This window comes from Oleiphilus sp. HI0067 (assembly GCF_001635735.1).
On the sequence record NZ_LWFI01000890.1, the window covers coordinates 1 to 6,077 of the forward strand.

Consider the following 6,077-nt stretch of genomic DNA (forward strand, 5'->3'; position numbering starts at 1 on the left):
TCGTTAGCTGATTGGTAAATTCTACATCGCTTAAATCACCAATTAAGCACTCTACTGCTTCTCCAGAAAACTGCTCGATTAAGGCTTGTGAACGGCCGGTTACCCGCACCTTGTATACCCCATTGTTTAGTAGATAAGAGGCTAACCTCCCTCCAATAAAACCAGAGGCACCAGTGATCAGAACATTCATAGCTATTACTCTTAATTATTGTTGGCTGAAGCAATGATCACAGCATTCACATTAAACTGCTCTCAATGAATCACTACGCTATTTTTACATAATTGATTCTGTTCTAGTGCTATTGGGATGGCTATTTTTTAGAATTACGGAATCGATATCACCGCCAACTAAGGCACGGCACTTGAAGCGAGTAATTATTAGCTGGAGTTCTGGAAAGGATTCAGCACTTACAATGCAACGAATGATTGAGTCAACTGAATATGAAGTTGTTGGTTTAGTTACGACGTACTCTGAAAGCAAATCGCTTGTGCCAATTCAAGCTACTCCCATCGAGTATGTGCGTCTTCAAGCCCAAGCAATGGAGCTCCCCCTACTCGAAATCAAGATGGCCGACCAAGTATCGAACGAAGTATACAAAAACACACTATTAGAGGGCTTAGCGAACTGGACCGTTCCATTCGATGCTATCGCATTTGGCGATTTATACTGCAACGGCATTGTCGAGTTTCGACAAAAACTATTTTCAGAAACAGTTATTGAGTGTGTATTTCCGCTCTTAATCGAAGAACAGATAGATCTGTCTCGAGAGATCGCTCGACAAATCATCAACACACCGATTCGAGCCTTGCTGCAAAGCATTAATCTAAAACATCTTGAGGAACACTGCTGCGGCGCAGACTACGATAATTCCCTGCTTGAGGGATTACCCGAGTGTGTCGACCCTTGCGGAGAAGTCGGTGAATTTCATACCTTCGTGTATGACGCACCGTTCTTCAAAACAGCGATTCGCATTCACCGAACAGAACAAGAAAGGCAGACATATCATCACGGTAGAGAGATGAATATGTTAGTTCAAAAATTTGAGGCTTCGTTACCGTAACGAAAGGGCATCATGCAAAGATCTCATAACTATCGACCAGCTTACGGCTTATAAAATGGGCATGATCCTTACACTCGGTTTCATCACATTAATCACGTCTATCATCGCAGGCGTCATTGGCTTTGGTGGGGGGATGCTACTGATTGCGATTCTTCCGCTGTTTCTTAGCCCAAGCATTATCATTCCGATTCATGGCATTACCCAGATTGCGAGTAATGCTTCACGAATGTTCTTTTCACTGTCTGATGTTCAGTGGCACCTCTTTCCTGCATTTTTGATCGGCTCAGTTCTAGGGACGATCGTATTTAGCCTCGCGCTATTTAATATTCCCCTGCAATTCTTGCCTGTTGCGATTGCTTGCTATCTACTTCTCAACCTGTGGAGCAAAACCTTTGGCGCATTTATAAAGAAGTTTGAAAGTTATTATTTGATTGGCTTTCTCCAGACCGGCTTAGGGCTAATCGTTGGAGCGCCGGGCCCGCTAGCCTTATCCGTTTTGACTAAAGAATTAGAATCTAACGATCAGATTATCTCCACCAGCGCCATGTTTATGACGATCAGTCATCTTGCAAAAATCCCAGTGTATTTGGCTATCACCCCGTTTTTGAGTGATAGCTTATTGCTGATCAGTGTAATGATCGTCTGTGCGATAGCCGGCTCATTTTTGGGCACTAAGCTGCGCATAAAGGCAGACAACGACAAAATCATACTATTGATAAAAATAGCGCTTAGCAGCCTCGCTGTGCACATGCTGGCATCGAGTTTGGTTGGGCAAATAATGCCGCTTGACCTGCCTACCTACCGGTAGGTAGGATGAACACATGACAACCAACACCCGACAACAAATCATCGACTATTCGGCTGAGCTTTTACGTGCCCGCGGCTACAACGGCTTTAGCTTTCTAGATATCGCCCGCGAGTTCGACATCAAGAAAGCCAGCGTACATCACTACTTTCCAAAAAAGGTAAATCTGGGTTTAGCCCTGTGTGACTGGACTCAGCAGTGGCTAGAAGAAGGGCTGAATAATTTCGAGGCGAAAGGCTCAAGTAACTGGAATAAGTTAGAGCGCTATTTCAAGGCCGCGCAAAAACACACCCTCAATGAACACCTAATGTGCCCGATCAGTGCCTTTCATAATGACTTACCTGTATTGGACGACAGCATTCGCGAGCGTTTAAAGCAGCTTGGCGATATTGAGCTGAACTGGGTTGAGCAGGTCATTAAGCAAGGCATAGAGGCTGGAGAGTTCCGTTCTACCCATATCCCAGATTGCGCATCCGCTGAAGACTCTGCCAGAGCCCTAGCTGGCTTATTTATTTTTAGTTGTAAGGGAGCGCTATATCACGCTCGCTTGCACGGTAAAGACATGTTTCATCAAACCATGCAGCAATTTGCTGCGCTGGTTCGTACTTAAGCGCTCAATAATTAGAGCCTATGCAATAGAACTAACGACGAGAGTATTATGAGCAATTCCCCATTATTTGATCCGATTGAGTTAGGCCCCCTTTCACTAAAAAACCGCATTGTAATGGCGCCAATGACACGTACCTTTTCTCCGGGCAATGTACCGAATGATTTAAACGTAGCGTATTACGCTCGCCGTGCAGAAAACGAAGTGGGATTGATTATTACCGAAGGCACCACGGTTGGTCATAAGGCTGCTAATGGTTATGCGCGCGTACCTTTTATGCACGGTGAAGAATCCTTAGCGGGCTGGAAAAAAGTGGTTGATGCAGTACACGCAAAAGGCGGCAAAATTGCCCCGCAGCTATGGCATGTCGGCTCAGTTCGTAAAGAAGGCATAGAGCCAGATACTTCTGTTCCTGGCCACAGCCCTTCTGGCTTATTTAAGCCGGGCAGAGAAAACGGCGTAGCGATGAATCAGCAAGATATCGATGAAGTCGTTGAAGCATTTGCGCAGGCTGCAGCAGATGCCAAAGCCATCGGTTTTGATGCAGTGGAAGTGCATGGTGCTCACGGCTACCTGATTGATCAGTTCTTCTGGCAAGGTACCAATCAGCGTGACGATAGTTATGGCGGCGATCTCGTTTCCCGCACTAAATTCGCAGTAGAAATTGTGAAAGCGATTCGTGCGCGTGTGGGTGCAGACTTCCCGATTATCTTCCGCTTTTCTCAGTGGAAGCAGCAAGACTACGATGCGCGTTTAGCTAACTCACCAGAAGAATTGAAAACATTCCTAACTCCTTTGGTTGAAGCCGGCGTGGATATATTCCATTGCAGCACGCGTCGTTACTGGGAAAAAGAATTCGAAGATGCGCCAGAAAACGGCCACATGAACTTAGCAGGTTGGACCAAAGAGTTAACCGGTAAGCCGGTTATCACAGTCGGTAGTGTTGGCTTAAATACCAGCTTCGTTGGTGAAGAACATGGTATGAATATGTCAGCGCAGGCAGGTGTAGAAGCAGGTTCGATTACTCAGTTGAATGATCGCATCAACAGCGGCGAATTCGATTTAGTTGCGGTTGGTCGTGCGTTGTTGCAAGACCCTGAATGGGTGATCAAAGTGCGTGAAGAACGCTTAGACGAACTAGAAGACTATTCCAAAGACAGCTTAACGCAGCTCGTTTAAGTTACTTTTTTAGACAGTTCGTCATTCGTCTTTTCCTGTCGGCCGCAGCCGACGGCACCTTAAGACCTTTGCATCGCCAAAGGTCTTATGGTGGAACATGCCAGCCTCTCTTGCTTCGCAAATCATCTTCCTCAAAAGGCGACCCTGAGTTCTTCGAACTCAAGGGGATTGTCCCTTCGTTCTAATTCCGAAGGTACGGTAAAGCTTTAGTGTTTCCTATCTAGTCATTACTGATTGGGTGCGAGAACGACAACATGAGTGTCACTACTACTAAGGATTAACAGTGCACGTTAAATAGAGGTAGTATCCATGCTTCAAATTATATTGGCCTAACTCTAGATTTTAATTAGCTTGGGTAGACGCTTTATCTATATGATGGTAGTAGCGATCAAGTTAGGGATAGAGGAGGCAAAGGATGTCTGTGTCTAAAGAGACGGTGCAATTAATACAAGGCGGCAGTTTGCTAGCTTTTGATCTAGTCGCATCCGTGACCGAGATTGTTGAAGCTATGCATGCAGATATCTCACGTCACCAAATGCCCTGGAGCGAGAGTCGCTCTAAACACACGAAGGGTATAACGGGTTTTACCTATCGAACGATTCGTTCTTTTAACAATACTTTCCGCTCGGGTGTAAAGACGCTATTGCCGATCGTGAAAATCCCTTCCGAGCACCAACAGTCTGCACTGGTTGGTCATCTGTCGGCCGCATTAAATGGTCTAATAGGAGACCATTTAGAGGAGACCGGTAACCCTATCGCTTTTACGATGCAGCTTCGGCACAAAGCTCAGAGCCTGATTCTGGAAACTGAGAAGATAACTCACCAAGTCGCCAATCCTGGCTCCAAAATTGTGGTGTTGATTCACGGTCTTTGCATGAGTGATGCCCAGTGGCAGCGTGATGGTGCGAGTCATGCTGATGGCCTTGAAAGTGATCTGAACTATACACCGTTATATTTGCGCTACAACAGTGGCAAACACATATCGCAAAACGGTCGGGAGCTAGCGCAGTGTTTAGAGAAACTGCTAGAAAATTGGCCTGTAGATGTTGAGGAAATTAGTTTGGTAACGCATAGCATGGGTGGTCTTGTGGCACGCAGTGCATGCCATTACGGTGCTCAAAGTAAATGGATTTCGAAGATGTGTAAGGTTGTTTTCTTGGGTACACCTCATCATGGTGCGCCTCTAGAACGCAAAAGCAATTGGCTCGAAACACTCTGGAGTGTCATTCCCTATTCGGCTGCATTGGCGCGCTTGGGGATGGCTCGAAGTTCGGGTATCACTGACTTGCGTTATGGCATTATCGTGGATGAGGACTGGCAGTGCTTTGATCGATTTAAACGCCGTCAAGGGCCAGAACATATCATTCCCTTACCGAGGGACGTAAAGTGTTATGCCGCTGCAAGCACGATTGGCCTTGATCGAGGAGATCTCCAAGACAAACTGCTAGGTGACGGACTAGTACCTGTTTCGAGCGCTCTGGGTGAGCACACGAAACAGGAAATGTCATTAAACATTGCTAGAGAGAATCAATCGATTACATACGCCATGAATCACTTTGACTTGTTATACCGTCCTGAAATACACGAGCAAGTACTTCAATGGTTAGCCGAATAAAGTCCTAGCCAAGAAGTCTGCCTGAATCACTGAGTGATTGAACGAGGTCGCTTTAGATTGCCATTTTCAACCGAACATAAGATGACTGGAAACTATTGGTTTCGGCTTAGATGTTGACCAAAAAGATCGAGTTGTAATGCTTAGAAATCTCTACTTGTGAATGCTACTTGCTAGACAAAAGCGGAAGTCGCATCAGTATGTTTGCAGTCTGAGCTTACGTCAGGTCGTCTTTAAATAGCGGACCTAGAATATCAAGATATTCATACTTAATTGAATTCCTCCTTAGGCGGTCTTGTGCTGCTCAATTAACGACAACCTAAGAATAACGAAGCTTAAAATTAGCGCGGCTGAACTTTTAACTCGAACGCCAGCTTTCGCTAAATGATACGAACATTTATATGGGATACACACTGTTCTTAAACTCCTCATCATAGCCATCCAACAAATACATCAGACGATCTCTCGGCAACTTTTCACACCCATAGACCTCATTCATATCATTTTTATGAAAAATAATGCGTGGGAGATGGTAGTAAATGGCATTAGGATCTCCTTTGTTGTATTGAGTTCGTCGTCTTACATATTTCAATTTTTGTTGGAAAAACGGAGATTTCTCGAGATGTAGATCTAAATAAGCTTGTAGAAATTCGTCTTCATCAAACGCCCAGCTCAATTGTTTAACAGAAAACAAATCTGGATCACTTGCTTCCTCAAATTCTCTATACGTATCTAAATAAAAAGTCCAAAAGGCATATCCTAATCTATAAAAATCTTCGTTATCAAAAAGATTAAGAATCGCTTTTTGAATCT

General features: G+C 44.8%; 7 protein-coding genes. 5 read left to right on the forward strand and 2 right to left on the reverse strand.

Translation table 11 applies throughout. The annotated features are described in order from the left end of the window. Nucleotides 1–190: NAD-dependent epimerase/dehydratase family protein (locus tag A3739_RS10145; protein ID WP_156502523.1), on the reverse strand; the 190-nt coding region annotated here is incomplete at its 3' end. A gap of 172 nt (nt 191–362) precedes the next feature. Between A3739_RS10145 and A3739_RS10150 the strand changes: the two genes are divergently transcribed. The 5 genes from A3739_RS10150 to A3739_RS10170 all read left to right on the forward strand — a co-directional run bounded on the left by A3739_RS10150 (nt 363) and on the right by A3739_RS10170 (nt 5,267). Next, nucleotides 363–1,061, forward strand: coding sequence for a hypothetical protein (locus A3739_RS10150; protein ID WP_068482356.1), 699 nt, complete (start codon nt 363–365; stop codon nt 1,059–1,061). Nucleotides 1,062–1,116: 55 nt separating this feature from the next. Continuing rightward, nucleotides 1,117–1,869 carry a sulfite exporter TauE/SafE family protein gene (locus A3739_RS10155; RefSeq protein WP_068482353.1) on the forward strand — a complete coding sequence of 251 codons (753 nt, stop codon included), beginning with the start codon at nt 1,117–1,119 and terminating at the stop codon, nt 1,867–1,869. Between the two features lie 13 nt (nt 1,870–1,882). Then, complete coding sequence (locus A3739_RS10160) at nt 1,883–2,476, forward strand: TetR/AcrR family transcriptional regulator (RefSeq protein WP_068482352.1); 594 nt, start codon at nt 1,883–1,885, stop codon at nt 2,474–2,476. Nucleotides 2,477–2,524: 48 nt separating this feature from the next. Then, nucleotides 2,525–3,652, forward strand: coding sequence for an NADH:flavin oxidoreductase (locus A3739_RS10165; RefSeq protein ID WP_068482349.1), 1,128 nt, complete (start codon nt 2,525–2,527; stop codon nt 3,650–3,652). A 415-nt stretch (nt 3,653–4,067) separates the two neighbouring features. Beyond that, nucleotides 4,068–5,267, forward strand: coding sequence for a triacylglycerol lipase (locus A3739_RS10170; RefSeq protein ID WP_068501231.1), 1,200 nt, complete (start codon nt 4,068–4,070; stop codon nt 5,265–5,267). A gap of 394 nt (nt 5,268–5,661) precedes the next feature. Here the strand turns inward: A3739_RS10170 and A3739_RS29895 are convergent. Continuing rightward, nucleotides 5,662–6,077: hypothetical protein (locus A3739_RS29895; protein WP_197472255.1), on the reverse strand; the 416-nt coding region annotated here is incomplete at its 5' end.

Bases quoted from the DNA above. Each gene is read 5' to 3' on its own strand.
- A3739_RS10170 (WP_068501231.1), top strand. From the start codon at position 4,068: ATGTCTGTGTCTAAAGAGACGGTGCAATTAATACAAGGCGGCAGTTTG.
- A3739_RS10160 (WP_068482352.1), top strand. From the start codon at position 1,883: ATGACAACCAACACCCGACAACAAATCATCGACTATTCGGCTGAGCTT.
- A3739_RS10155 (WP_068482353.1), top strand. From the start codon at position 1,117: ATGGGCATGATCCTTACACTCGGTTTCATCACATTAATCACGTCTATC.
- A3739_RS10165 (WP_068482349.1), top strand. From the start codon at position 2,525: ATGAGCAATTCCCCATTATTTGATCCGATTGAGTTAGGCCCCCTTTCA.